At 47.3% G+C, this 27,000-nt stretch carries 24 protein-coding genes; 7 read left to right on the top strand and 17 right to left on the bottom strand.

The window, feature by feature from the left end; translation table 11 throughout:
* Window positions 1-36 precede the first annotated feature (36 nt).
* Window positions 37-960: a cation diffusion facilitator family transporter gene (locus tag EML15_RS07910; RefSeq protein ID WP_144274680.1), complete on the bottom strand. Its 924-nt coding sequence runs from the start codon at window positions 958-960 to the stop codon at window positions 37-39.
* Between the two features lie 121 nt (window positions 961-1,081).
* Between EML15_RS07910 and EML15_RS07905 the strand changes: the two genes are divergently transcribed.
* Window positions 1,082-1,771, top strand: a complete 690-nt coding sequence (locus EML15_RS07905) for a VTT domain-containing protein (RefSeq protein ID WP_168195037.1) — start codon at window positions 1,082-1,084, stop codon at window positions 1,769-1,771.
* 95 nt (window positions 1,772-1,866) lie between these two features.
* On the opposite strand, the gene ilvC is transcribed toward EML15_RS07905, so the two are convergent.
* The 3 genes from ilvC to EML15_RS07890 all read right to left on the bottom strand — a co-directional run bounded on the left by ilvC (window position 1,867) and on the right by EML15_RS07890 (window position 5,359).
* Window positions 1,867-2,880: a ketol-acid reductoisomerase gene (gene ilvC / locus EML15_RS07900; protein ID WP_144274679.1), complete on the bottom strand. Its 1,014-nt coding sequence runs from the start codon at window positions 2,878-2,880 to the stop codon at window positions 1,867-1,869.
* Between the two features lie 122 nt (window positions 2,881-3,002).
* The gene (gene ilvN / locus EML15_RS07895; protein WP_144274677.1) at window positions 3,003-3,527 is read right to left on the bottom strand and encodes an acetolactate synthase small subunit; all 525 of its coding nucleotides are present in this window, start codon (window positions 3,525-3,527) and stop codon (window positions 3,003-3,005) included.
* A complete protein-coding gene (locus EML15_RS07890) occupies window positions 3,524-5,359 on the bottom strand; it encodes an acetolactate synthase large subunit (protein WP_168195036.1) in 1,836 nt (611 codons plus the stop codon). Before EML15_RS07890 ends, ilvN begins: the two co-directional genes overlap by 4 nt.
* A 16-nt stretch (window positions 5,360-5,375) precedes the next feature.
* Here EML15_RS07890 and EML15_RS07885 point away from each other — a divergent pair, with 16 nt between their 5' ends.
* Window positions 5,376-5,603 carry a hypothetical protein gene (locus EML15_RS07885; protein WP_144274673.1) on the top strand — a complete coding sequence of 76 codons (228 nt, stop codon included), beginning with the start codon at window positions 5,376-5,378 and terminating at the stop codon, window positions 5,601-5,603.
* A gap of 160 nt (window positions 5,604-5,763) precedes the next feature.
* On the opposite strand, the gene EML15_RS07880 is transcribed toward EML15_RS07885, so the two are convergent.
* Window positions 5,764-7,452 carry a hypothetical protein gene (locus EML15_RS07880; RefSeq protein ID WP_210472000.1) on the bottom strand — a complete coding sequence of 563 codons (1,689 nt, stop codon included), beginning with the start codon at window positions 7,450-7,452 and terminating at the stop codon, window positions 5,764-5,766.
* A 178-nt stretch (window positions 7,453-7,630) separates the two neighbouring features.
* Complete coding sequence (locus tag EML15_RS07875) at window positions 7,631-9,076, bottom strand: hypothetical protein (protein ID WP_144274669.1); 1,446 nt, start codon at window positions 9,074-9,076, stop codon at window positions 7,631-7,633.
* A 357-nt stretch (window positions 9,077-9,433) separates the two neighbouring features.
* Here EML15_RS07875 and EML15_RS07870 point away from each other — a divergent pair, with 357 nt between their 5' ends.
* Both EML15_RS07870 and ilvD read left to right on the top strand, forming a co-directional pair.
* Window positions 9,434-9,976, top strand: coding sequence for a PH domain-containing protein (locus EML15_RS07870; RefSeq protein WP_144274667.1), 543 nt, complete (start codon window positions 9,434-9,436; stop codon window positions 9,974-9,976).
* A gap of 124 nt (window positions 9,977-10,100) precedes the next feature.
* Window positions 10,101-11,942: a dihydroxy-acid dehydratase gene (gene ilvD / locus EML15_RS07865; protein ID WP_144274665.1), complete on the top strand. Its 1,842-nt coding sequence runs from the start codon at window positions 10,101-10,103 to the stop codon at window positions 11,940-11,942.
* 70 nt (window positions 11,943-12,012) lie between these two features.
* On the opposite strand, the gene EML15_RS07860 is transcribed toward ilvD, so the two are convergent.
* The 3 genes from EML15_RS07860 to EML15_RS07850 form a co-directional block, all read right to left on the bottom strand.
* Entirely contained in the window at window positions 12,013-13,116 is a 1,104-nt protein-coding gene (locus EML15_RS07860) for a DoxX family protein (protein ID WP_144274664.1), read from the bottom strand.
* Window positions 13,117-13,234: 118 nt separating this feature from the next.
* Window positions 13,235-13,921, bottom strand: a complete 687-nt coding sequence (locus EML15_RS07855; RefSeq protein ID WP_144274662.1) for an HNH endonuclease family protein — start codon at window positions 13,919-13,921, stop codon at window positions 13,235-13,237.
* Between the two features lie 96 nt (window positions 13,922-14,017).
* A complete protein-coding gene (locus EML15_RS07850) occupies window positions 14,018-14,896 on the bottom strand; it encodes a LysR family transcriptional regulator ArgP (protein ID WP_144274659.1) in 879 nt (292 codons plus the stop codon).
* Between the two features lie 70 nt (window positions 14,897-14,966).
* On the opposite strand from EML15_RS07850, the gene EML15_RS07845 reads away from it, so the two are divergent.
* Window positions 14,967-15,671 (top strand): LysE/ArgO family amino acid transporter, encoded by a 705-nt coding sequence (locus EML15_RS07845; protein ID WP_144274657.1) that lies wholly within the window; start codon window positions 14,967-14,969, stop codon window positions 15,669-15,671.
* 12 nt (window positions 15,672-15,683) lie between these two features.
* Here EML15_RS07845 and EML15_RS07840 read toward each other — a convergent pair whose 3' ends face one another.
* The 4 genes from EML15_RS07840 to EML15_RS07825 form a co-directional block, all read right to left on the bottom strand.
* Window positions 15,684-17,006 (bottom strand): hypothetical protein, encoded by a 1,323-nt coding sequence (locus EML15_RS07840; protein WP_185967216.1) that lies wholly within the window; start codon window positions 17,004-17,006, stop codon window positions 15,684-15,686.
* Window positions 17,007-17,234: 228 nt separating this feature from the next.
* Entirely contained in the window at window positions 17,235-18,740 is a 1,506-nt protein-coding gene (gatB, locus tag EML15_RS07835; RefSeq protein WP_144274655.1) for an Asp-tRNA(Asn)/Glu-tRNA(Gln) amidotransferase subunit GatB, read from the bottom strand.
* A gap of 5 nt (window positions 18,741-18,745) precedes the next feature.
* Window positions 18,746-19,741, bottom strand: a complete 996-nt coding sequence (locus EML15_RS07830) for a bile acid:sodium symporter family protein (RefSeq protein ID WP_144274653.1) — start codon at window positions 19,739-19,741, stop codon at window positions 18,746-18,748.
* A gap of 97 nt (window positions 19,742-19,838) precedes the next feature.
* Entirely contained in the window at window positions 19,839-20,867 is a 1,029-nt protein-coding gene (locus EML15_RS07825; RefSeq protein ID WP_144274651.1) for a 6-phosphofructokinase, read from the bottom strand.
* Window positions 20,868-20,992: 125 nt separating this feature from the next.
* Here EML15_RS07825 and EML15_RS07820 point away from each other — a divergent pair, with 125 nt between their 5' ends.
* Window positions 20,993-21,322: a hypothetical protein gene (locus EML15_RS07820; RefSeq protein ID WP_144274649.1), complete on the top strand. Its 330-nt coding sequence runs from the start codon at window positions 20,993-20,995 to the stop codon at window positions 21,320-21,322.
* Between the two features lie 54 nt (window positions 21,323-21,376).
* The gene (locus EML15_RS07815) at window positions 21,377-22,243 is read left to right on the top strand and encodes a siderophore-interacting protein (protein ID WP_246858200.1); all 867 of its coding nucleotides are present in this window, start codon (window positions 21,377-21,379) and stop codon (window positions 22,241-22,243) included.
* 64 nt (window positions 22,244-22,307) lie between these two features.
* Here EML15_RS07815 and EML15_RS07810 read toward each other — a convergent pair whose 3' ends face one another.
* From EML15_RS07810 to gatC, 4 genes are all read right to left on the bottom strand, one after another.
* Entirely contained in the window at window positions 22,308-23,351 is a 1,044-nt protein-coding gene (locus EML15_RS07810) for an NAD(P)-dependent alcohol dehydrogenase (RefSeq protein WP_144274645.1), read from the bottom strand.
* A 43-nt stretch (window positions 23,352-23,394) separates the two neighbouring features.
* Complete coding sequence (locus tag EML15_RS07805) at window positions 23,395-24,792, bottom strand: MFS transporter (protein WP_144274643.1); 1,398 nt, start codon at window positions 24,790-24,792, stop codon at window positions 23,395-23,397.
* A 172-nt stretch (window positions 24,793-24,964) separates the two neighbouring features.
* Complete coding sequence (gatA, locus tag EML15_RS07800; protein WP_144274641.1) at window positions 24,965-26,449, bottom strand: Asp-tRNA(Asn)/Glu-tRNA(Gln) amidotransferase subunit GatA; 1,485 nt, start codon at window positions 26,447-26,449, stop codon at window positions 24,965-24,967.
* Window positions 26,450-26,749 (bottom strand): Asp-tRNA(Asn)/Glu-tRNA(Gln) amidotransferase subunit GatC, encoded by a 300-nt coding sequence (gatC, locus tag EML15_RS07795; RefSeq protein WP_144274981.1) that lies wholly within the window; start codon window positions 26,747-26,749, stop codon window positions 26,450-26,452. It abuts the gene before it with no gap.
* Between the last annotated feature and the right edge of the window lie 251 nt (window positions 26,750-27,000).

Genomic DNA, 27,000 nt, shown 5'->3' with positions numbered 1-27,000 from the left:
GCGCTAGCGTGCCAAGCTAAACCACACTGCGCCTTATTAGTGACATACTTCCTCATGCGCATAGTGCGCATGGGACTCTATCTGGACTGTGGAATGTTCAATTCCATGTTCGGAAAAAACCTGTTGCACTTTATCTAGCACCGTGCAATTGCTGCTGTTATCCGTATCGATGACCACATGGCAGGTCGCTAGAGCTTCTTCCCCATTGACTGACCATACGTGCAGATCATGGATAGCTTGAACAGTAGGGACAGCGCGTAGCTCTTGTGCGAGCTTGTCGACGTCTATATTCGCTGGTGCGTGTTCCATAAGGATCTTATAGGCGCGAGAAAGCAAGGATATTGACCGTGGCAAAATGAGCACTGCAATAATCAGTGACGCAATCGTATCTGCCCCAGAAAAACCAGTGAATTGCATAATTATTGCTGCAAGAATAACCGCCACTGACCCAAAGAGGTCAACGAGCACATGTAAAAATGCGCCTTGGATGTTGATATTTTCTTCGGCATGATTGTGTAGTACCAAGGCCCCAAAGATATTTGCTATAAGACCGATGGTGCCGATGATGAGCATCATGGTGGTGTTGACTTCTTCGTGGCTGTGCAATCGCGAGAGTGCTTCGATCACAATCCATACTGAAATTGCTGATACAGCTGCTGCATTGATGAGAGCTGCTATTACTTCAATGCGTCGGTAGCCATAGGTGGCTACTGGGGTTGCTTTTCGTTTCCCAATGATAATCGCAATGACAGCAACGATAAGCCCGGTGGAGTCACTGAGCATATGCATGGCGTCGGAAAGCAACGCAAGAGATTGCGACCATAAGCCACCGATCAGTTCTGCTAAGAAAATTATTGTGGTAAAGCCCAGCACAATTAGTAGTGCGCGCAATCCACGAGAAGGATGTGCATGGTCATGATTGTGACCATCATGTGCATGATTATGGGCGGTATGAGACATATAAGAATTGTAGCGCACTCGCCCTGTCTCTCGGTGCGTAATTTTGGTACGTAATTATTGCGTACAACCATACCCGGTTGGGAATCCCCTTTATCCCCTCATACCCTCTATACTTGGAGAAATGAATGAACTTGTGCCTGATGTGACCGTTTTGTCGCTCGGCCCAAGCTGGATGGATCCTATGTATTTGCTCAGTGGATCTGGGCCTTTTGGTTCTTTTATCCTCCTTGGCGTCGCGCTTATTGTTTTTATTGAATCTGGATTACTTTTCCCATTACTTCCTGGTGATTCCCTGCTCTTTACCAGCGGTATGCTCGCTGTCCAAGATGATCCATTTGCTCCGCTTTATGTTGTGATTCCGGTGGTTATTCTTGCCGCGATTTTGGGCGATCAGGTTGGCTATTTCATTGGTTCACGTTTTGGTCATGTACTCAGCAAACGTCCTGATGGTCGTTTCTTCAAGCAAGCCTATATTCAGCAGTCTCATGACTTCTTCGAGAAACACGGTCCAGCGACGATCATCATATGCCGCTTTGTGCCTATTGTTCGCACTTATGCCCCATTAGTCGCTGGTATGGCAAGTATGCGCTATCGAATTTTCTTCCTTTATAACGTTGTCGGCGGCATTCTATGGGGTGGCGGTGTTACGTTACTTGGCGCATGGCTCGGTAATTATGATTTCGTACGTGATAATATCGAGGCCATTTTCTTGGTCATTGTATTCTTGTCAATCACACCTGGTATTTATGGTATGGCGAAACAGTTTTTTGCTCGTCGTAAAGCGGAAAAAGCAGAAAATAATCAAGAGTAAAATCACTTCATGTGGCAACCAAAATAACAAAAGGATCTCTCAGGAAAATAGAGAGATCCTTTTGTTATACAGCTATGTGTACGCGTAGGAACAGATTATGCTGTTTCGTTCAATGGGTTTTTAACCCAGCTCATCATGTCGCGCAGCTTTGATCCGGTGCTTTCGATTGGGTGTGCTGCGATTTCTTCGCGGTAGCGTTTCATCTCAGGTTGACCTGCTGCTACATCTGCCATCATGTCGCGCACGAACTTACCGGATTGAATATCAGCAAGAACTGCTTTCATGTTTTCTTTTACTTCTGGGGTGATGATGCGTGGTCCAGCAACGTAGCCGCCCAGCTCTGCGGTTTCAGAAATTGAGTAGTTCATATTCTCAATTCCGCCCTCCCAGATGAGGTCCACGATAAGTTTCATCTCGTGAAGTACCTCGAAGTATGCCATTTCTGGTTCATAGCCAGCTTCGGTCAATACCTCAAAGCCTTTCATCATGAGGTGTTCAAGACCACCACAGAGTACCGCCTGCTCACCAAAGAGATCGGTTTCTGTTTCTTCCTTGAAGGTAGTGGCAATAACACCAGCACGTGCACCGCCGATTGCTGCTGCGTACGATAGGGCAAGTGCTTGTGCTTGACCAGTTGGGTCTTGGTCAATAGCAATAAGTGTCGGCACGCCTTTGCCGTCGACGAACTGGCGACGAACAAGGTGACCAGGACCTTTTGGCGCTACCATACCAACGATGATGTCCTCAGCTGGGGTAATCAAATCGAAGTGGATATTGAGTCCGTGCCCAAAGAACAGGGCATCTCCTGCGCTAAGGTGTGGTTCGATATCTTCCTTAAAGATTTTTGCTTGTGAAGTATCTGGCGCAAGCAGCATAATAAGATCCGCCCATGCAGCAGCATCAGCATTGCTTTTTACCTCAAACCCGGCTTCTTGAGCTTTTTGCGCAGATTTAGAGCCTTCGCGCAAACCGATAACAACCTCTACACCAGACTCACGTAAGTTTTGTGCGTGTGCGTGACCTTGGGAGCCGTAACCAATGATGGCAACCTTGCGCTCTTGGATAAGCGACAAATCTGCATCTGCATCATAGTAAACGTCAATAGCCATGAGTACACCTTTCTCAATATGTCATTTTCTCATTGTTAGAGATACATCATCTCTATCTTAACCTGATTCTAGCCCATCGTCCTAAATAGTGGGATAATTTTTCCCATATTATGAAACACAGGCTAGTTGTTCTTCTGTTTTGGAGTCATTACCTTAGGACCGCGACTCAACGCAATCTGACCAGAAGTAATCAACTCACGAATACCAAATGGCTCAAGGACATCAAGTAAAGCATTCAACTTTCCTTTATTCCCGGTCGCTTCAATCACCACCGAGTCAGGTGCCACATCCACAATGCGAGCCCGGAAGATATTTGCCGCATCAACCACCTGCGGACGATTAGAAGCATCTGCAGACACCTTCACCAACATCAAAGCACGAGCAATTGTTGTTTCCTTTTCTAACCGCACCACTTTCAGAACAGGAATCAACTTATTGAGCTGCTTGGTAATCTGCTCGATATTGACTTCATCTGCATCGACCACAATAGTAATGCGGTTTATTCCCTTTGTCTCAGTTTTACCCGACACCAAAGACACCAAACTAAAACTACGACGGGTAAACATTGCCGACACTCGAGAAATGATGCCATCGATATCCTGTACCAACACACTCAGTATGTGCCGTGAGATTTCTTGCTGTGTCATGAGCGTCCACTTTCTTGTTCATTGTGGTCTTCGTCGAAAAGCGGACGAAGATCACGTGCATACTGAATCTCTGAATTAGAGTTCCCAGAAGCTACCATTGGCCAAACCTGTGCATCAGCTCCAACAATAAAGTCAATAATGACCGGGCGATCATTAATCTCTCGAGCTTTACGAATAGCCGGGATAATCTCTTCTTCTTTTGTTACTCGAATACCCACGCACCCTTGAGCCTGTGCCAACTGCACAAAATCTGGCATATAGGTGTCATGTTCCCGCAGCTTAGTGTGAGAATAATGCCCGTCATAGAACAATGTCTGCCACTGACGCACCATACCAAGATTTCCGTTATTAATCAGAGCAACTTTAATCGGGAATCCCTCCACCGCGCAGGTAGTTAATTCTTGATTAGTCATCTGGAAACAACCGTCACCATCAATTGCCCACACTTCTTTTTCTGGCACTCCCGCTTTAGCACCCATTGCAGCCGGAATCGCATAGCCCATCGTGCCAGCGCCACCAGAGTTTAACCAGGTTCGCGGATGCTCGAAATCAAGGAACTGCGCAGACCACATCTGATGCTGCCCCACACCAGCACAGTACACAGCCTCAGTACCAACCTCCTCAGCTAAGGTACGAATAACGTGCTGTGGCTCAAGCAAACCGTCGTCAGTTTTTTCCCAACCGCGCGGGAAACGCTCTTTGAGCTGATTAAGGTAGGATTTCCACTCGCTAAGATCAATGCCCTTTGCGACGTTCTTCGCAAAGACTTTCGTCAAAGCACCGAGCACCTCTGCCGCATCCCCGACGATAGGCACATCCACTGCTCGGATTTTGCCAATCTCCGCTGGGTCAATATCTGCATGAATGACCTGTGCATCAGGGGCAAAAGAAGCAACATCACCAGTAACGCGATCGTCGAAACGCGCACCAATAGTGATGAGCAGATCACTCTTTTGCATAGCTGCAACAGCTGGCACGCTGCCATGCATACCTGGCATCCCCATATGCAATGGGTGCGAATCTGGAAACACCCCCAAAGCCATCAAGGTAGTAACAACCGGAATGCCACTTAATTCAGCGAATTCTTTTAAGTGCTGAGCTGCATTTGCTTTGACCACGCCACCGCCGATATACAACACAGGACGTTGTGCTTGAGCAATCAACTCAATGGCTTGTTCGATGCGACGCTTATGCGGTTTCTCTACAGGATGATAACCAGGAAGATCAACCTCAGGCTCCCAGACAAAATCGAACTGGGCATTTTGGACATCCTTTGGAATATCCACCAAAACCGGACCAGGGCGTCCAGTGGAAGCAAGATGAAACGCCTCGGTAAGAGCTCGCGGAATCTGCTCCGCACTCGTAACCATGAAGTTGTGCTTTGTGACCGGCATAGTAATACCACGGATATCTGCCTCTTGGAAGGCATCAGTACCTAATAGGTGACTACCCACCTGTCCGGTAATTGCTACTAAAGGCACAGAATCAAGGTACGCATCAGCAATAGGAGTAACGAGATTTGTCGCACCTGGACCTGAGGTGGCAATACACACACCTACCTTTCCTGTTGCTTGCGCATAGCCTGTTGCTGCATGACCTGCACCTTGTTCATGGCGCACCAAAACATGGCGCAACGCACTAGCCTCATAAAGTGCATCATAAAGCGGAAGAACCGCACCACCGGGCAAACCAAAGACAATCTCTGTATTGAGGTATTCAAGAGTGCGGACAATAGCCTGTGCCCCAGTCATGGTCTGTGGTTTCATGGCTTGCTTCGGGTTAGCAAGCGTTGCCGGGGTAGGCGCAGAAGAAAGCTGTTGCTGAGGTGCCACTGCTAATACTCCTTGGATGAAAATCTATACACTATGTTCTATCCGCTCATATCCTTTAGCTCTCGGGATTACCAAGAACGCCAAAGCAATTGAGGTTTTAGAACTCATGAGATTCACGGATGTGATCTATAACGACAAAACCCTCGTCGAACACTTATGGTGTTGGCGAGGGCACTTGACGGTACGACTTCTTAGCGAGCCGCAACGGCAACTGCCGCCATTGGCACCACAAGAAGTCGAATAATACTCATGTCTAGAACTATACACGTCTAAACAGAAAAATACATATCACACCTAGCACAAGAGCAATATCGCGTTTTTTAGCATCTCTGTTATTGGATAACCATAAAGCCTTTATGCCTCTTTACAGGAGGAATAAAGGCTTTACATATGTTCAATAGCGACTACGCAGCGCGCAGGTGACCACCAGTAGTTACTTTAGGACGGTCTTTCTTTGCTACAGTCTTAGCCTGCTTAGCGACGTTATCCTTCACGCTTTCAGAAATAACGGTCTTAGATGCAGGCTTAGATTCTGGCTTAGAATCGGCAGGTTTGCCCTCAGGTTGTTCAGGATTACCCTCAGGCTCTACGACTGTAGTAACAACCTCACCCTGCTCTGTGTCTGTGTCAGGCACAGTTGGTGGAACAACAGGCTTAACCGGTTCCTCACGTTCCTCAGGACGCTCACCAGGCTTCACAGGTTTCTCCTGCTCAGATTCCTGTGATTCTTCAGAAGGAGTAGGTTCCTGAGTTTCCTCACTTGGCGTTGATTCCTCAGACTCCTGTGGTTCCTCGCTAGAGGTTGGCTCCTCTGTTTCCTTAGAAGGCTTAGCAGGACCAACCTCTTCTTCAGAAGGAGTAGGTTCTTCAGACTCTACAGGCTCCTCACTAGGTGGAACCTCAGATTCTTCGTCAGGACAAAGAGTAATATGCTGGAAGCCCTGATCACAGTTATCTTCGCCACCAAGCAACGGACCATAATAATTTACATTAGGATTCAAGCGAAGATTAAACGTCTGTGCATACTTCCGATAACGATCACCAACAGTAGCCTCAATATCACCACCAATCGTATCGAAACGACCAATATCCGCCGTCACAGCACACGCACCAACATTCGTTAAACCGTGCTTCGAGCCTTGATTCTCGTATAATTCCACAATCTTGTTACGAGTATCCTCAGACTGCTCTTTGGTAGTAACAGGAGGCAACTCACCCGTACGAGCCCACGCATAATCTTTCAGACTCTGACACCCCTCCTCAGGACTACCAGGTCCACCACCCTCAGCAGAACACTTCCACAACATATTATCCGCACGAATCGGCACATACGTATCCTCACCAACCGCTTCCACAGTACCGGTGACCTCAAAGGTATAAACACCCAGTGTATTCAAGCCGATTTGGTAGAAATCCCAATCAGGCTGCTCAGCAAAAGACGACGGCTGAACCCCGTATGAATTCTCTCCCGACTCCTCTGATACAGGTGCATTGCTCAAAGGACCATAAGGATTCTTAATAAACGACGATACTTTATACGTGTCATTATCAATCAGATACGGTATCCCTTCATCGTTCTTCTCGAAAGAATCAACGATCGGAACCTGATAGTCCACTGCCTTGGCAGGAACATAAGTATCATTACCCCACCCAATGATTTTTTCTTCAGGTAACGGATTACCATCTGCATCTTCCCACTGAGTTCCCTCAAGATCCCCTGTGCCATCATCAACTGGTCGCATGTAAATATCAGGCATATGCGTGAGCTTGATAGATACATCTTTCACAGTAGATGGGATCATAATCTGTGCACCACGAGAGGTTTGGATGTGATCCTCAGACATCACCAACGGCGATAACTGCACTTGCCACGTGACCTGTGTTTCATCCCCCACTTGCTTCACACAGGTAGAACCAGTGTCACAGTTCGCACCACCCCAAAAACCATGAATATTATCAGCGCCACCCTGATACTGATCAGCACTGTCGTCTCGACTAGCTAATACTGAGGGGGGGGGGGCTAGAAAACCCGCACCAAGCATACCAACGGCAGCAACCGCCGCAGCACGCTTAGCAAAACGTTGTAAAAACATATTTCCTCTTACTTTTCTTCCTAGGAAAAAGAACAAAAAAGCACTTTCCAAGCCATTCTCAGCCCCCAAAACACAAAGCTGAGAAAAACCTAAAAGCGTTTCCCATCATAACCCAAGACATAAAGAAAGTCCTAGCACCAATGGTGCTAGGACTCTTAAAAATCTTAAGAAACAATAATTACGCTGCGCGTAGATGTCCACCCGTGGTTACTTTAGGGCGGTCTTTCTTCGCTATGCTCTTCGCCTGCTTAGCAACGTTATCCTTTACACTTTCAGAGATAACAGTCTTAGGCTCTGGCTTAGATTCAGCAGGTTCTTCCTTATCCTCAGGTTCTACCACTGTGGTAACAACCTCAGAATCAGTGTCTGCGTCAGGGAAAGTTGGTGGAACAACAGGCTTAACAGGTTCCTCACGTTCTTCAGGACGCTCAACTGGCTTCACAGGTTTCTCCTGCTCAGGTTCCTCAGAAGGAGTAGGCTCCTGAGTTTCCTCACTTGGCGTTGGTTCCTCAGACTCCTGAGGTTCCTCAGTTTCCTTAGAAGGCTTAGCAGGCTCAACCTCCTCTTCCTCAGAAGGAGTAGGTTCTTCAGATTCCTGTGGCTCCTCAGAAGGAGTTGGTTCCTCAGAAGGAGTAGGTTCCTCAGACTCTACAGGCTCCTCACTAGGTGGAACCTCAGTCTCCTCATCAGGACAAAGAGTAATATGCTGGAAGCCCTGATCACAGTTATCCTCACCACCAAGCAGTGCACCATAATAATTCACCGCAGGATTCAAGTGAAGATTAAACGTACGCATATAAGCACCATACTTATCCGCAGCACCAGCCTCGATATCAGTACTAATAGTGTCAAAACGATTCGTATTACGAGTAACTGCACAGGTTCCCACACCAGTTAAACCATGGCGAGTACCCTGATCAGCATACAAAGCAGCAATCTTCTCATTCTCTAGGGCGTTTTCTTTATTACGCTGCTCGATTTCTACTTTACGAGCCGAAGATGCAGATTCATCCTCCGGAATCATTGGGATAGAGACAGGAGGTAATTCACCCGTACGACCCCACGGGTAATCTTTCAGACTCTGGCAACCCTCCTCAGAACTACCAGGTCCAACACCCTCAGAAGAACACTTCCACAACATATTATCCGCGCGAATCGGAATATATGTATCCTCACCAACTGCTTCCACAGTACCGGTAACCTCAAAAGTATAAACACCATGTATGTTCAAGCCGATTTGATAAAAGTCCCAATCAGGTTGATAAGCAAAAGTTGAAGGCGCTACACCATATTGAGCACCGTTAAGTTTGCCCCCATAGATATCTGCTCCTGTATATAAAGAACCTTCAGGATTCTTCACAAACGACGACAATCCATACGTGTCATTATCTGTTAGTTCCTCCACTGAATCAACAATAGGAACCTGGTAATCCACCATCTTCACAGGCACAAAATTCTCACCAAAATCTACACCTTCAATCGGCATATGCGTCAGCTTAATCGACACATCTTTGACTGTGGATGGAATAGCTATCTGTACACCATGAGAGGTTTGGATGTGATCCCCGGATCTCACCAATGATGCCAATTGTACTTGCCAGGTAACCTGTGTTGCATCCCCCACTTGTTTTACACAGGTAGAACCTGTATCACAGTTCGCACCACCCCATGCACCATGAACATTATCAGCGCTACCGGCTAATACTGAGGGGGGGGGGCTAGAAAACCCGCACCAAGCATACTTACGGCAGCAACAGCCGCAGCACGCTTAGCAAAACGTTGTAAAAACATATTTCCTCTATTCTCCTAGGAAAAAGAACAAAAAAGCACTTTCCAAGCCATCCCAGCCACAAAACACAAAGCTGAGAAAAACCTAAAAGCACACTCATCATAACCACAGAACCTTGAATGTGCTAGCTTGACGTCGCAAAGCTCCTGCTTTTTCTTTTGTCTCGTCTACAGACTCGATTAGTATGAAACTATGAGCAGCTCTCCTACGGATCACACAGACAAGGCACTTCCTAATCAGAAAGCAGTTTTTGCACCTGACCGCACACATTTGTTAAGCGCAGGTCTGGTCGCTGGCATATTATTTCTCATTAGCGGCGCTAATCCCGCGCTCTTGTCTTGGCTCATCATCTTCCCCATTATTTTTGCAATATGGGTACTTCGTGCTCGCACCGTCGTAAGCGAAACAGGCATCGATACGCGGTATTTATTTTCCTCCAGCAAACACCTCCCCTGGTCAGAGCTCAAAGGTGTTGGATTTCACGGGGCTAAGGCATTTGCAGAGAGCAACTCCGGACAGAAGATATCCCTACCAGGTATTTCTTTTAACTCACTGCCGGTACTCGAACAAGCCTCACAAGGACGCATTCCCGACGCACTCACCCAAGGACGTATGGCGGCAAATGAAAAAGTAAGAATTGTTCGTCGTGATGGTCACGAGGTATTGGTTTCTCAGGAAGAATATGCTCAGTGGCAAGCACAACAAGCGCAGCAAGAAAAACAAAAGAAAAGCTGATACAACAACAAATACCCCTAAAATAGGCAATCTTCCTCTGATTACCTCAGCAATTAGCTAGGTAGGCGGCAAGTGTCCTAAGCTACTTACTCACCAGTGCTAGATAGAAAAATAGAGATAACCCATGATTCCTTTACGCTCTCGTGTCACCACAGTTGGTCGTAACGCATCGGGTGCCCGCGCGCTATGGCGTGCAACTGGCACCAAAGAAAATGAGTTCGGCAAACCCATCGTCGCCATTGTTAATTCTTATACCCAGTTCGTACCTGGTCATGTTCACCTAAAAAATGTGGGTGACATCGTGGCAGAAGCAGTACGCGCCGCAGGTGGCGTCCCTAAAGAATTCAATACCATTGCTGTCGACGACGGCATCGCAATGGGGCACTCCGGAATGCTCTATTCCTTACCAAGCCGTGAAATTATCGCAGATTCAGTAGAGTACATGGTCAATGCTCATACTGCCGACGCTATGGTCTGCATTTCCAACTGCGATAAAATCACCCCTGGTATGCTCAACGCCGCAATGCGCTTGAATATCCCAGCAATCTTCGTCTCAGGCGGCCCGATGGAGGCAGGAAAAGTCGTCGCTGTTGATGGCGTGGCGCATGCTGCCACCGATCTCATCACCGCCATCACTGCATCAGCAAATGACAATATCTCCGATGAAGACCTCCTCAAAGTAGAGCAATCCGCCTGCCCTACCTGCGGTTCTTGCTCTGGAATGTTCACTGCTAATTCCATGAACTGCCTCACCGAAGCACTCGGTCTATCCTTGCCAGGCAATGGCACCACCCTTGCCACGCACACTGCTCGGCGAGAACTTTTTGAGCAAGCAGGTGCCATGATCGTGGATATGTGTCAGCGCTACTATGGCGAAGAAGACGAGTCAGTCCTACCACGCAATATCGCAACCAAAAAGGCATTCCGCAATGCTATGGCGCTAGATATGGCAATGGGCGGCTCAACCAACACTGTGCTACATACTCTTGCAGCAGCTCAAGAGGGAGACATAGATTTTACGCTCAGCGATATTGACGAGCTTTCCCACTCCATCCCGTGTATCTCCAAAGTCGCCCCCAACGGCACGTATCATATTGAAGATGTACACCGTGCAGGTGGTATTCCAGCAATTCTTGGCGAGCTACGTCGCGCAGGAAAATTAGATGAAGATGTCCACACCGTTGCCTACGACACCGTCGACGGCTGGCTCAACGACTGGGATATTCGCGGTGGTAAGGCCATCGACAAAGCCATCGAACTATTCCATGCCGCACCAGGTGGTGTACGCACTACCCAACCATTCTCACAATCAACACGCTGGGATAGTCTCGACACAGACCAAGAAAACGGCTGCATCCACAACATTGATCATGCCTACTCAGCAGATGGCGGTCTAGTGATTCTTCGCGGCAATTTAGCCCCCGACGGAGCGGTACTCAAAACCGCTGGTGTCGACGAAGAACTATGGGAATTCACAGGTCCTGCCCGCGTCGTCGATAGCCAAGAAGAAGCAGTATCTATCATTTTGCAACGCAAAGTTCAGCCAGGTGAGGTCGTAGTCATCCGCTATGAAGGACCATCAGGTGGACCAGGTATGCAAGAAATGCTCCACCCTACCTCGTTCCTTAAAGGAGCAGGACTCGGTAAAGTCTGTGCACTCATCACCGACGGACGTTTCTCTGGCGGTACTTCTGGATTATCGATCGGGCATATTTCGCCAGAAGCCGCGCATGGTGGACTTATTGGCTTAATTGAGGATGGGGATGAAATCTCCATCTCAGTAGCGCAGCGAACACTAACCCTCAACGTTGATGAAGACATAATCGAGCAGCGACATCAAGAAATGCTTTCGCGGCCCAAGCCGTGGACACCTCTTACTCGCAATCGCCAAGTTTCTAAGGCACTGCGTGCTTACGCGTCTATGGCTACCTCTGCGGATAAAGGTGCTGTACGCCAGGTAGATTAGCACTGATAACACAAAAACAGGTCTTGTTCTCTTAGAATGACAAGACCTGTTTTGTTATTAGCACTGTGGACTAGAAACCAACGCCAGCGCCAAACCACCATAAAGCGACAGCACCAGCAATACCTAATACAGCAAATAGCCATGAGCTCACTAATGGACGCTTTGCCCAGCTACGGCTTACGTCGAGAGAAATTCGTCCAGGACCGGTGAATTGCAGACTAATCGTAAGAAGGAAGATAATGCCGGCAAGCCACACGCTGTCGGAAATATCAAATACTCCAGGAATTCCCTCAAAATACACGGTGTGCAAAAGCATAAAACCTGTTGCAACAATCGCCACAGCGGATGCCACTGGGGAAAGCAATCCAAAGAATAAGAATACTCCTGCCGCAAATTCTGCTGCAGGAACAGCTACTGCAAGTAAATCAGCATACGTATAGGCAGAGAAATCAGCTTCCAACTGGTTTATTCCACCCTCAGAACCCAAGTTAAAAAATACTTGAGTTGATTGTGCGATTAGATAAATAGCAGTAATAAGACGCAACACCAATAAACCAAAGTCAATGGTACCGCGCTTATCCTCAACAACTGTTACTGGTTGAGGTGCAGCAGCGAAAGCGCTCTCAGGGGTCATTTCTGCCTGCGCTTCTGGCATATCAAAAGAGGTAGTTGATGGTGCAACGACCTGTGGCGCAGCAGGTGACGGTGCTGCAGGAGCAAAGTCCTCATCTGCATATTGTGAGGTCGGTGCATCAGAAGCCAATGGCGCATTCCGGTCAGCACTCTGTGGTCGATCTAAAACTGCAGTGTGTTCTGGTTGCACTGGCGCAGTTGTCTCTTGAGGGAACTGCACGCTAGATTGCGTTTGTGCATTCATTACTTCTGTGGCAGGCGCACTTTCTCGAGTTTCCTGCTCAACTGGTTTCCGAGCATTGTGCGGCGTAATCATTTGCGGAGCCACTCTACCTGCTCGGTTATAAATATTCCGCGCACTAGCAGCAGAAACTGAATCATTCACTGAATTATGTTCCGCGCCATCACTCGCATTGTCAGAAAGGGGCTGTGCGTGTGAAGAAGGCGAGACTGCCGCCTGCTCTTGTTTTGCTGGTTGAGGGGTGTAGGTAGGGATATCGTCAAAGTCACTAGCACGATCTGGTGTTTTATTATCGCTCATACTGACCAGAGTAGGTTAGTTTTTTACCAGGATGGCTTTAATCCTCGGCGCGCCTTATCTTTTCTGCACTTTTTGCTCGCTTTCGACGTCACCCACAGCTAGCTTTGCCACAACCCATCTATGAGCTACAGCGCCCAAGAACTTTTTTCAGTGCCCTGTGCTCTTGTTCGCTGACGCTGAGCTGATATTTGTTTTTTATCGCGACAATATCGCGTGCGAATTGGCAATGGAAATCTTTATTGCTCGGAAGCCACTTATCGATAGTCTTTGCTTTCTTTTCTTCATTTTCTTGTTGTGTGGTTGCCAGTAAATTGGCTGGGTCGTTAGCGAAAGTTCTACGCTGTTGCTCATTCCACATATATGCTCCGGAATACCAGGCATCCGCTAGGGCAACTATGTGATCTATTTGTACGCGTTCACTTGTCCCCTGACCTCTAGTAAAAGTAATTTCCTTAGCGGAATAGGGATCATGCAATTTTCCACTCAATACGACGCAATCGTGTGTTCTGGGTTTGAGTACCACATTTGTCAAGTCTCTATGCAAAATATCGTTACGAGTATCGCATCCATTATGCCCAAACTCTACTGGTACATCATCACTCCATCGTTGCCCGAAGAATGCGCGGTCATATTGCGGTATTTCCTCAGGAGCAGTCCTGATATGTAGTTGCTCTAGCCCCACACCGTCCTGGTGATTAAGTTCGCTCATTGAAGTGGTATCTAGTTTTTCTTGTCCAGGTTTCCAGCTAAAAGCACAAACACCAAGGATGATTCCCACTACGCATAGAAAAGCCACTCGACGCATATCCGTTACCTTTCATGCTGCTAGCCTCTAGAAACAATGACTCGGATAAAGCTATCAGTCCCGTGCGACACAAAACCAAAATATAGCACATATGTTCTAATCATTGAGGTGGTGCAATTGTTGCGCCGCAGTCATCACTGCGTCACTCAGCCTTTCTAGGGATGGCGATTCCAAGCGCCATCGTTGCCAATAAAGCGGCACAGTCATTACCTGATCATCCAGTCGCACCACCTGACCAGACTCGATCAACTCCAAGGCCTGTTGCTCTGGCAACAATGCCCAGCCCAACCCGACACGAGCCGCCTCCATAAAAGCCTCAGCAGAAGGGATTTGGGATATTTGCTCAGGTTGCAAAGTTTTCCCCACCCGCTTCCTAAAGTCTTCATCTTGCAAACTATCCCTAGAGCCAAAGCGTAAGGTTGGCATGTGCATCCAATCCACAACACCGTCGTGAGTATAACGATCCAATAGCCAAGGGTTTGCCACAGAGTAATAGCGCATAACCCCCAAAGGCATTACTTCGCATCCCGCTACCGGTTGACTCTCTCTCGTCACTGCCCCAAGTACATCTCCTTTGCGTAACAACGATAAGGAATGTGCTTCATCCTCAATACGCAAATGCAGATTGACCTGACCCCATGAGGCTAATTGTGCCAGCACGCTACGGAACCACGTACTTAGCGAGTCTGCGTTCACTACGACAGAAAGGGGAATTTTACTGATATGTCCTCGCAATTCAGCATTTGTTTCCGCCTCCAGCAAAGCCATTCTCCGCGCAGATTGCACGAGCACTTCACCTGCCTGGGTAGCGCTAACAGGCGTGGTTCTGCGCAGGATAATTCTTCCAGCAGCTTTTTCTAACGCCTTGATTCTTTGGCTGACTGCCGAGGGCGAAATTCCCAACTTATAAGCAGCAAGCTCAAAAGACCCTTCGTCGATAATTGCCAGGAGTGTACGCAAATGCAATGGGTTCATGAAGCTATTCTAAACCATGTTAAATATATTTCATTTTACTTCATGCCCTATTCAATGCAGACTATGAACCATGAGCATCGCACTATCAGGTTTCCTCCTCGGCCTTTCCCTCATCGTTGCTATTGGTCCACAAAACGCTCTGATCATTAAGCAAGGTATTAAACGTGAAGGCGTAGTTGCCATCCTTATCGTCTGTATGCTGAGCGATGTGCTACTTATTTTCAGTGGTACCGCAGGTGTCGGTGTTCTGATTAACAAAGCTCCTGTGATGATGACTGTCCTTAAATGGCTCGGAGCGTGTTATCTTGCTTGGTTCAGCTATAGTTGCTTCCGCGATGCATGGAAAAATGACCAAGCACTCACTATTTCTAGTTCCGCTGAGGACAACGCAGATTACACAAATACCAAAACCGAGGATTACGCTGCAATCCCCGCAGGCTCAGGCAATGTTGCTACTAAGACCCGTCCTCAGCGCACACAGCAAAAAACATGGGTCAAACCTGTGCTCGCAGCCCTGGCTTTTACCTATCTCAATCCTGTTGCGTATGTCGATACCTTGGTCATGCTCGGTGGTATCGCCAATCAACATGGTCCTGAAGGACGCTGGATCTTTGCGACTGGCGCATTAGTGGCAAGTCTCATGTGGTTCCCATTACTCGGATTTGGCGCTATCAAATTCTCCTCTGTTCTTGCCAAACCTACAGCATGGAAAATAATCAACTTCGCAATCGGCTGCATCATGTTGTCCATGTGCATACGCCTTATTCTGCACTAATGCCACGCGCTATCATGCCTTAGGCTTCGACTCAGTTGGTGGTGGAAATTGCTCTGGATCGAATTCGTCGAGAGTAAAATCCACCTCATCATTATCGTCCAAGTTCTGCGACACCTCGGTTAGAGCAGCGTCGTAAAGCTGTTCTAGCTCAGCATTCTCCAAATTTGAGTCATCAAGTATCTCACCTAATTCCGCATTATTTTCTTTGGTATAGCGCTTATCCGGGTGCAAGCGCAAATGCAATAAAGCACGCAAACGCTCTCGACGCTGTGCCTCATCGTTAATACTGCTCATTGCTTTAAGCCAAGCAATGACCAGAACAACCACAGTGGCAATTCCCATATAACCCAAAATCGGATACACATACTGCATCAGGGTCTTAAAGCCAACGAAACTAATGGCATAGCCCACCAAGCAGCCAAGGATAAAGATAAGGCGATAATTCTGTGGTCGTCGTGCAGATAGACGCTTACCTAATGCATAAAACATACCGATGGCAGTATTAAAAATCATCAGGTACACGATAATGGCCATGATGATGCCTAGGATAGGATGCACAGAATCAACAATGGCCAGCATTGGCATATCGCTATCGGAAATAGCAGTGATATTGACCAACAAAGAGAAAAAGGCAATTGCCATCATCACCGAATACATGGCGCCACCGATGAGACCACCTATACCGGCTTCACGCGGATTTAAGTTGTCTCCACCAATAACAAGGCTCATTGATACTGCAAGAATAAGCGCCAATCCAGAATAATTCAGCGCCGAGATCCACCAATTAGGCAACGGAGACGCCACCTGCTCAGCAGCATGAGTGACCTCAGAAAAACTATCTGGTAAATGCATAAGGGAATATGCACCCACAAATAGCACTGCTACCACTATCAATGGTGTGAGCATACCAATGACGGCACTGACTTTATCCACATCGAACATCCCAACCACCATGACCAAGATGAGCATGATGAGAGAACCAATCCACGGTGCAAGCCCAAATTGCTGGTTGAGATTAGAGCCTGCGCCAGCAAGCATGACAAAGCCAATACAAAAGAGCGTGAAGATTACTGCGTAATCCAGAATTTTTGCCACCACAGGATGTGCAACGCTAGAAAACACAGCATTGTGTTCATTAGCTTGAAAATAACTTCCTAACTGGAGAAACACAGTGCCAGCTAGCGTCATAATAAAACTTGCCAGCAGCACACCCCATATGCCGCCTACTCCAAAGGAAACAAAGTATTGAATTGTCTCTTGTCCGGATGCAAAACCAGCCCCCACAAGCAAACCGACAAAAGACAGAGATATCGCAAAGGATCGAGAAATAGACAAAACCAAACCTAATCTTTTATTTTCTGCAGCAATGCCACACGCACTGTCACGCTGTCACACTGATGCCAAACTAACAGTGTGACACTCTACCCCACTGCGATACTCGATCCCTAAAGATAAGCCCTAATGTAACCACATTGTAATACTGGCCGAGCTAGTGCCACGAAAAGCAATAAAAGCACTGCAATAGAACTATATACGTTCTATTGCAGTGCTTTTAGTACCGGCTTAGCCTAGTTTTTGTGCAATGAGCTTATTCACCTGGGCTGGATCTGCTTTACCACGTGTAGCTTTCATCACTGCGCCGACAATAGCGCCAGTAACTTTCTTATTGCCAGCACGGTACTTTTCCACAATATCTGGATTAGCTGCTAAAGCCTCATCTACTGCCTGCTCAATCGCAGAATCATCACGCACCACTTCTAGACCACGAGCAGCCACGACATCAGCAACATCGCCTTCACCAGCAAGAACACCATCAATAGCTTGACGAGCTAATTTATTGGTTAGTTTTCCTTCTTTCACCAAAGCAACAACAGTTGCCACTTGCGCTGGGGTGATCTTTAGCTCCGCAAGCTCAACCTCGTTTTCATTAGCCTTTTGCGCCAAATACGCCACCCACCAAGAACGTGCTTCTGCCGGTGCAGCACCGTGTTCCACAGTTTCGATGATGAGCTCTAATGCTCCTGCATTAACAAGATCACGCATTTCTTCATCTTTAAGACCCCACTCAGCTTGAATACGTGCCCGCCGCACCCACGGTAGCTCTGGCAAAGAAGCACGAATCTCCTCCACCCACTGCTCAGGAGCAAGCACTGGTGGCAAATCTGGATCATTAAAATAACGATAATCCTCAGCAGTCTCTTTAGGACGACCTTTAGAAGTAGAACCATCTGATTCTTGATAATGGCGTGTTTCTTGCTCAATAACACCACCGTCTTGCAACACCTGTGCTTGGCGCTGCATCTCATAACGAACAGCCTGCTCAACAGACTTTAAGGAGTTGATATTCTTTGTTTCAGTACGAGTACCAAATTCTTGTTGACCAATAGGACGCAATGACACGTTAGAATCCACACGCATCGACCCCTGATCCATACGAGCATCAGAAACCCCCAATGCTTTTACAAGATCACGCAAAGCAGAAACATAGGCGCGAGCCACCTCTGGGGCGCGTTCGCCTGCACCGACAATAGGTTTTGTAACGATCTCAATAAGTGGAATACCAGCACGATTGCAATCAACTAATGATGCAGTAGCGCCATGAATACGACCATCAGCCCCACCCAAATGGGTCAACTTACCTGTGTCTTCTTCCATATGCGCTCGTTCGATTTCCACCCGCCACGGGGTACCATCATCTAACACCACATCGAGGTAGCCGTCGTAAGCAATAGGCTCATCATACTGGGAGATCTGATAATTTTTGGGCTGATCAGGATAGAAATAGTTTTTCCTCGCAAAACGCGAAGATGGTGCAATAGAGCAATTAAGCGCAAGACCAATTTTGATTGCCCACTCCACGCCTTTCGCATTTACGACAGGTAATGCACCAGGAAGTCCTAGAGAAACTGGATCGACGTTACTATTAGGCTCCGCACCAAAATGTGCCGAAGGCGCTGAAAACATTTTTGTCTCAGTAGCCAACTCAACGTGCACTTCCAAGCCCATCACGGGTTCATAGTGCTCTAAAACCTCATCGAAATCCATTACGTCATATAGTGCGCTTGTCATTCTGCCTATACTACTATGCTTTCCTTGTTCTGCACACGACGATCACGCCAACGCCACAAAGCAGCAAGCATCGCACCAGAAAGGTTATGCCATACAGAAAAGACTGCAGCAGGTAGCGCAGATAATGGCTCAAAATACTGCGTTGCCAAACTAGCTGCTAAGCCTGAGTTCTGCATTCCCACCTCTACCGACAACGTACGAGCAACAACAGGTGATTGTCGGGTAATTCTGCCAGCAACATAGCCCAGAAGATAACCAATCAGATTGTGCGCAACAACAGCAATGAACACGATAAGCCCTGCGGAAAGAATTTTTTCTTTGCTATTGCCCACGACGATTGCCACAATCATGGAAATAGCTAATACTGAAATCCACGGCAAAACCACTGTAATTTTTTCTACTAACTTGGGCAGAATAAGCCGCACTACCAAACCCAAAAGAACAGGTAATAGCACTGCTTTGACAATAGAAATTGCCATTGCGTCGGCAGCGACTGCCAAATAAGAACCAGCGAGCCACAAAGTTAGCATAGGTGTCAAAATCGGTGAGAGTAGCGTCGAAATGCTTGTAATTGTCACTGAAAGAGCTACATCACCACGGCAAAGATAACTCACTACATTGGAGCTTGTTCCACCTGGTGAACACCCCACAAGCACAACGCCAACGGCGATTGCGCTTGGCAAATGCAACAGCCACACAATAAGTACAGCTGTCAGTGGCATGATGAGGTACTGCGCCACCACGCCAATGAGCACTGGGATTGGTCGACGAGCGACGAGTACAAAATCTACCGGGCGCAGTGTCAGCCCCATTCCGAACATGACGATGCCCAGCAGCGGAGAAACCCAGCTAGAAAAAGACGCCATCGACTCTGCGCCTGCTAAACCGATAAAACCGCCAATGATAACCAAGATAGGAAAACCGAGTGCTGCCACAAAGGCTGCTTTATCTTTAGCTGCGTCTGCTTTCGATATATCTGGAGTATCAATTTTTTCAGCCATATTTCACCCAACTATCTCTTATAGTGAGACAAATAATTTCATTGTATGAAATGATGGCATAGGACTAGCCAATACGCAAAAACCATCAACCAAACCATCAACCAAAAAGTGCACGCGCTGTGCGATAACGCCCCTCAGGAACCACCTTGAGCGTACCAACGGCATCTTCAAGATCAATAAGCTCAATATGCTCCCCATGAAGGGCAACCATCTTCCCAAAATCACCGTTATGACACGCACGAGCAGCATGCACACCATAACGCGTAGCAAGCACCCGATCATAAGCTGTTGGGGTACCACCACGTTGAATATGGCCTAATACAGAGGTACGAACATCATGGCCGAGGCGACGTTTGATTTCCTCACCAATAACTTGCCCAATACCGTTAAAGGTCTGATGTCCAAATTGATCCACATCGCCAGCAGAAAAATCCATAGTGCCTTCTTTTGGCAATGCCCCCTCAGCTACGACGATAATGCCATACTTCTCCCCCATTTGGAATCGACGCTGCATCTTCTTACAAATCTCAGCAATATCAAAAGGCTGCTCAGGAATAACAATATAATGAGCACCTCCTGCCATTCCAGCATGGAGCGCAATCCAACCCACATGACGACCCATGACCTCAACAATCATGACACGATTATGTGACTCTGCAGTAGTGTGCAAACGATCAATAGCATCAGTAGCAACGCTGACAGCAGTATCAAAACCAAAAGTATAGTCAGTACCATTGACATCGTTATCAATAGTCTTTGGCACCCCAACCACCGGAATACCATTGTCCGAAAGCCATTGAGCACCTTTGAGCGTTCCCTCTCCACCGATGGGAATCAACGCATCTATCTCAGCATCTGCCAGATTAGCCTTAATTTGCTCCAACCCAGCCTTGAACGTATCCGGATGCACACGACCGGTACCAAGAATAGTTCCACCACGCAAGAGAATGCGATCAATATGTTCGTCATCATAGAGTTGCACTCGCTTATCTTCCATAAGCCCAACCCAACCATCCTGATAACCAACCACAGTAGAACCATACTCAGAGCACGTACGTACAATTCCACGGATTACAGCATTAAGGCCAGGACAATCGCCACCTGAGGTTAAAGTTGCCAGTCGCATAGACATCAAGTGTAATCTTTTAGATCATTTTATGCTTGACAGCACAACAAAGGACATAAGTAGTATGCACTTTTTATGCTTTCACACTAGATATTGCCCTACACAACAGACTACGATCACTACTTATGAGTTCCACTTTGTTTGCGATAAAAAAACCTCAAGATGTCAATACCGCACTAGTCACCAGTCTCGGGCTTATTGGGGGCTGGGTAAGCGCTAAAGAAACAGGAATCCGCCCACTAGGTGGTGCAATTCTCCTCGGCGCAGGTGGCTGGGCAGCACGGAGTTGGTTAAAGAAAACAAACCCTGCTACTACTGCTGCGTTACTTGGCATTTATACTGCTGGCTTTGGACTTTCACATCCTTTGGCTAAAAAGATCGGACCGTGGCCATCAGTACTGAGCGTTACAGCACTCAGTGCTGGTGCTGCCCATTTCCTTTCTGATGCTCGCTAGTAGCGCTCTTGTTCTTAACTCTATTTCTCACACTTCCTATCGCACATGGATACTATGGATAAGTCCCCTATTGGGTTGCCCAAAAACTCTAAGAAAAAACCACGGGTCGCGCAAGAAGCCACGATCACAGCAAAAACCTCCATCAGCGAACATATGATTCGGCTGAGCTTCCATGCTGAAGCACTTATTGGAAAAGAGTTTCCGTTTAGTGATCACTACGTCAAGTTACTGTTTATCCCACAAGGAGCTCCCTATAGTATTCCATTCAATCTTGCTGATATTCAGCAAAACTATCCCCCGGAGCAACAGCCCATTAAGCGCACCTATACGTTACGCAATATCGACCCTGGAACAGGAAATTTTGATATTGATTTTGTTTCGCATGGTGATATCGGTCTTGCCGGACCATGGGCTGCTCGTGCCCAAGTTGGCGAGAAAATAATGTTTCTTGGTCCAGGTGGAAAATGGAAACCAGAGGAAAAATATCCTCATTTCATTTTCGCTGGCGACGAAGCCGCCGCCCCTGCCATTATTGAATCCCTCCAAGCACTGCCACAATCAAGCACTGCTGAGGTATTTCTGGAGATCGCACATGATAATGCGCATATCCCAGTGCCTGAAAACCACAACATAACATACCATTGGGTGCCTCGACAGGGCGCAGTACATGGCACTCAGCTCATGCAGGCAGTACGCCATGCAGATTATGATTGGTCAGTATCTACCTCCTGGTTTGTGCATGGAGTGGCAGAGATGATTAAAGATATTCGCCGCTTTCTTTTCGTAGAGCATAATGTTTCCCCAGCTGATGTTTCCATTTCAGGATATTGGCGCTTAGGCATGACGGAAGACCAATGGCAAGCGTCGAAAGGCGAGTTCAATCGCAGTATTGAGGCTGAGGAAAACGCACTCAAGAAATAAACAAAACTGCTGCATAGCGTAGGTAACACCATGCAGCAGTTTCCACTAGCTACGAGGGTAATTATTATCCGAATGTGCTGGTATCAATAACAAAACGGAACTTTACGTCTCCAGCAACAACACGGTCATAGGCTGCGTCGACCTCGTCAACAGAAATTTTTTCAATTTTGGCACCAAGTGAGTGCTGTGCACAAAAATCTAGCATCTCTTGAGTTTCCTTAATGCCACCGATATTAGAACCGGTGAGCACTTTCCCACCCATAATGAGTGATCCCATCGATACACCTAATTGCTCAGGCGGTAAACCAACGACGGACATAACGCCATGCGGCTTGAGAAGTTTGAGATATGCATCAAGATCATACGAAGCAGAAATGGTGGACAGGATAAAGTCAAACTCACCACGGTGATTACGGAAAAAATCCTCCTCAGTAGTAGCAAGCACCCGAGTAGCACCAAGCTCTTTTGCTTCTTGCTCTTTCTTGAGACTACGAGAAAGCACGGTAACTGTAGCACCCTTAGCAGCAGCAATCTGCACACCCATGTGCCCCAAACCGCCTAGACCAACAACCGCTACGTTATCGCCTTCTTTAATATCCCAACGCGCCAATGGCGAATATGTAGTGATACCCGCACACAAAAGTGGAGCTGCAATATCGAAGTCGAGTTCATCCGGAATACGGCACACAAAACGCTCATTTACCACTACTTTTTGTGCATAACCGCCTTGAGTAATACTACCGTCTACATCCGTGGAATTATAGGTACCAACGCCTTGTTGACAATCTTGTTCATTGCCTAATGCGCATTGCTCACATTCACCACAAGAATTAACGAGACATCCTACTCCTACGCGATCCCCTACTTTATAGCGAGTGACTTCAGAACCGACCGCACTGACGACACCAGCGATTTCATGCCCAACGGTAAGTGGAAAATGCGCTTGCCCCCATTCATTACGAATAGTGTGGATATCAGAATGGCAAATTCCTGCTGCCTTAATGTCGATGACAATATCGTCGGGACGCGGATCACGTCGTTGAATTTCTGCAACCTCAAAAGGTGCATCAGGACCGGTCTTTTGCAAAACTTTAGTAGAAATTGGCATAGCTACCAGTGTACGCCCATCAGATTAATCATGCGGTTTAAGCTTAGCGACGCACAGACAATGCACTTACCGCAGCAAAGCACAATACCACCGCGCCAAGTATCACAGCCTGTGCATAAGCACTACCAGGGCTGTCTTGACCAATGCGCCACTGCAATACTGCACCAATTGCTGCTGACCCCACAACCGACCCAAGTTGCCGTGTGGTGTTATAAATACCCGAACCTATTCCCATCCGTGACATAGGCACATCACGCATAGTAGATGCAGAGTTCGGTGCCCAGATGAAAACATTACCGATGCCGTTACCCACCATAACCGCATAGAAAGCAAAAAGCGGTGCCCCACTAGACATAAGGATACATAGTCCTGCTAATACCACTGCACTCAGGGAGAAACCACAGGCAGCAAGTTTTTCCGGGGAGCGTTTGTCTGATAGCCTACCGACGAAAGGTGCAAAGATTGCAGCGATTACTGCCATAGGTGCCATCACAAAGCCTGCAGATAACGGTGATAACTGATGTACTTGTTGCAAATAAAGCATGATCGGTAACGGAGTGCCACCAATAACAAATCCCATACAAAAGATTCCGACATTACCCATCGCAAAAGAGGGAATATGGAAAAGATCCAAGGGCATGAGTGGTTCCCGATCCGTCGAAATGGAGCGCTGACGCAGTACAAAAAGCACACCAATGGCTAATCCAACACATACTAATGCCCAAATCCACCATGCCCATTGCGCACGCTCGCCTTGGAGGAGTGCGAAAACTACAGCAAATACTGAGCACACTGAGAGCACTATGGAAAGCAGGTCAATTTTTCGCTCAATTGTGGCAAAACGCGGTACATAACATGCCACCATAAAAACAGACAGAAATCCAATGGGGATATTAATGAAGAAAATCCATTGCCAACCCATTGTCTGGGTAATATAACCACCTGCTAATGGACCACTAAAACTAGCTAAGCTGCCCACCATTCCCCATGCGCCTAAGGCTGCGCCGCGTCGATCTCTGGCAAAAACTCGATTGATCACGCTCATTGTTTGCGGTGTTAATAGTGCAGCACCGATTCCTTGCATAGCTCGAGCAATGATCAGCATGAGCATACTAGACGATAAACCACATACGCATGAGCTTATGGTGAAGATGACCATGCCAAGGATATAGATGTTCTTTGGACCGTACCGATCTCCTAGTCTGCCGGTCACAAGAAGTGGAACTGCGAAACTAAGTAAATATGCTGAAGTGACCCAGATGATCTCGTTGTAGTCAGCATCTAATTCTTTTTGTAGCGTTGCAGTCGCAACAGCAACAATAGATTGATCTAACAGGATCATGAAGAACCCAATACACAGGGCGATCAAGGCATGCCAGGCTTGTTTTTCTGGCAACGGTAATGCTGGTATTTCCCGTTGGGAGCAAGCCTTGTGTCTCATAACCCCTACTTATCTCTGCCCCATGCTCATAATCCTTATGACCACATATACGGCACTGTATCAGTGCTATGGACACAATCAGCACTATCACTTGTGCATTTATGACATAAGCGTATATGCGGTCGTTATGCTTATCTCAGCAGTTAACGTATTGCGTAACAGCTCAGATAGTTCAGGCACGTCCTGCCTCAAAGGCAGCACCTACTCGGTATAGGCGATCATCTGCAAAGGCTGGCGCCATAATCTGTAATCCAGTTGGCAACTGTGTATCACTTGCCAGTCCTGACGGCACAGACATACCACACAGGCCTGCAAGATTGAGGGGCAAGGTACACAGATCGAAGTTATACATAGCCAATGGATCGGAGAGCTTCTCCCCCAGCTTGAATGCTGTAGTAGGCGTAGTAGGTGAAATAAGCACATCAGCTTTTTCATAAGCCTTGGCAAAATCCTGTGCAATGAGGGTACGTACTCGCTGTGCCTGCAAATAATAGGCATCATAGTACCCCACAGACAACGCATAAGTACCAAGAATGATGCGTCGCTTCACTTCAGGACCAAAACCTTGCGCTCGACTAAGCGCCATGACTTCATTTGCAGAATGGGTACCATCATCACCTACGCGCAATCCATAGCGCATACCATCGAAACGGGCAAGGTTGGAAGATACTTCACAAGGCAAGATGAGATAATAGGCTGCTAAAGCGTCATCAAAGTGCGGGCAATCTACTTCCACAATTTCTGCGCCTTGTGCCACTAGCTGATCGACGGCTTTTCGGAATTGTTCCAAAACACCTGCTTGATAGCCATCACGATTAAATTGCTTTACGACACCTACGCGTACACCTTTAAGATCGCCATGCGCACCTTGTTTCGCTGCCTCAACCACAGGAGCAACAGGACGGTCAACGCTGGTGGCATCGTATTTATCGTAGCCAGCAATAACCTCGTGCAGCAATGCGGTATCTAGTACAGTGCGAGCAGTTGGTCCACCTTGATCTAGCGAAGATGCGCAGGCAACCAAACCATAACGAGACACTGTGCCATAAGTTGGCTTGACACCAACGGTATTGGTTAGCGCTGCTGGCTGACGAATCGAACCGCCAGTATCAGTACCAATTCCCAACGGTGCTTGACCTGATGCTAATGCTGCAGAGGTACCACCACCAGAACCACCAGGAGTGCGCTCGATATCCCAAGGGTTATGGGTTGGGCCATAGGCTGAGTTTTCTGTAGAAGACCCCATAGCAAATTCATCCATATTGGTTTTTCCTAGAATCGGAATACCAGCTTGGCGAATTTTTTGGGTCACTGTTGCATCATAAGGCGACATATAGCCATCGAGCATTTTAGAGGCACAGGTTGTTGGTGCATCAGTAGTGACAAACACATCTTTAAGCGCAAGGGGCACTCCGGCCAGAGGGGATGCAGGCGCCTGACCTGCGTCGAGAGCTTCGTCAACAGCTTTAGCAGCAGCAAGAGCTTCTTGCGCACCAACGTGCAAGAATGCTGCGATCTCGGAATCAACGTGTTCGATTCGATCAAGATGTGCCTGTGTTACTTCTTGTGAACTGACTTCACGGCTATGAATCTTTTCTGCGAGCTCGGCAGCGCTAAGGCTGACAAGACCAGAATCTGGTACAAGATAGTTGGTCATTTAGCTTCCCTCTCCAAGAATCTGAGGAACCTGGAATCGTTGTTGCTCTACAGCTGGAGCCTGGTCGAGTGCCTGCTGTGGCGTAAGAATCTGCTCAACGACATCTTCACGCATGGTGGTTGCAATGGAATGTGGGTGACTCATTGGCTCTACACCTTGAGTATCTACTTGTTGAACTGCGCTTACATTTCCCACAATTCCATCAATTTGCTGCGCAAAACGGTCAAGTTCTTCCTCGCTCAGCGCTAAGCGGGCTAAATGAGCTAAATGGGCGACCTCGTCGCGCGAAATCTCAGGCACGTAATGATCCTTTACATTTTCGTCTTTATAGTTATCCTCAGCACCACAGTATAATGCTATTTCTATATCAATGACAGAATCAATGACAGATACGGCAAGCCGCCGGATACTGTTAGAGGGAATCACAACTTTCTTGGGAATATCTTTGACGATATAGAACACCAAAAATACATATTATTACCATTTATGAATATATTTTCTTTTGGTTCCATTTCACGCTACTATAGCTAATAGCACTTTCAACACTAAGG

Origin of the sequence: Corynebacterium sp. sy017 (assembly GCF_017918135.1) — a bacterium.
In the GTDB taxonomy this organism is placed as follows: Bacteria; Actinomycetota; Actinomycetes; order Mycobacteriales; family Mycobacteriaceae; genus Corynebacterium.
The sequence above is the reverse complement of the archived record's forward strand: the minus strand, read 5'-3'. Positions and strand labels throughout refer to the sequence as shown.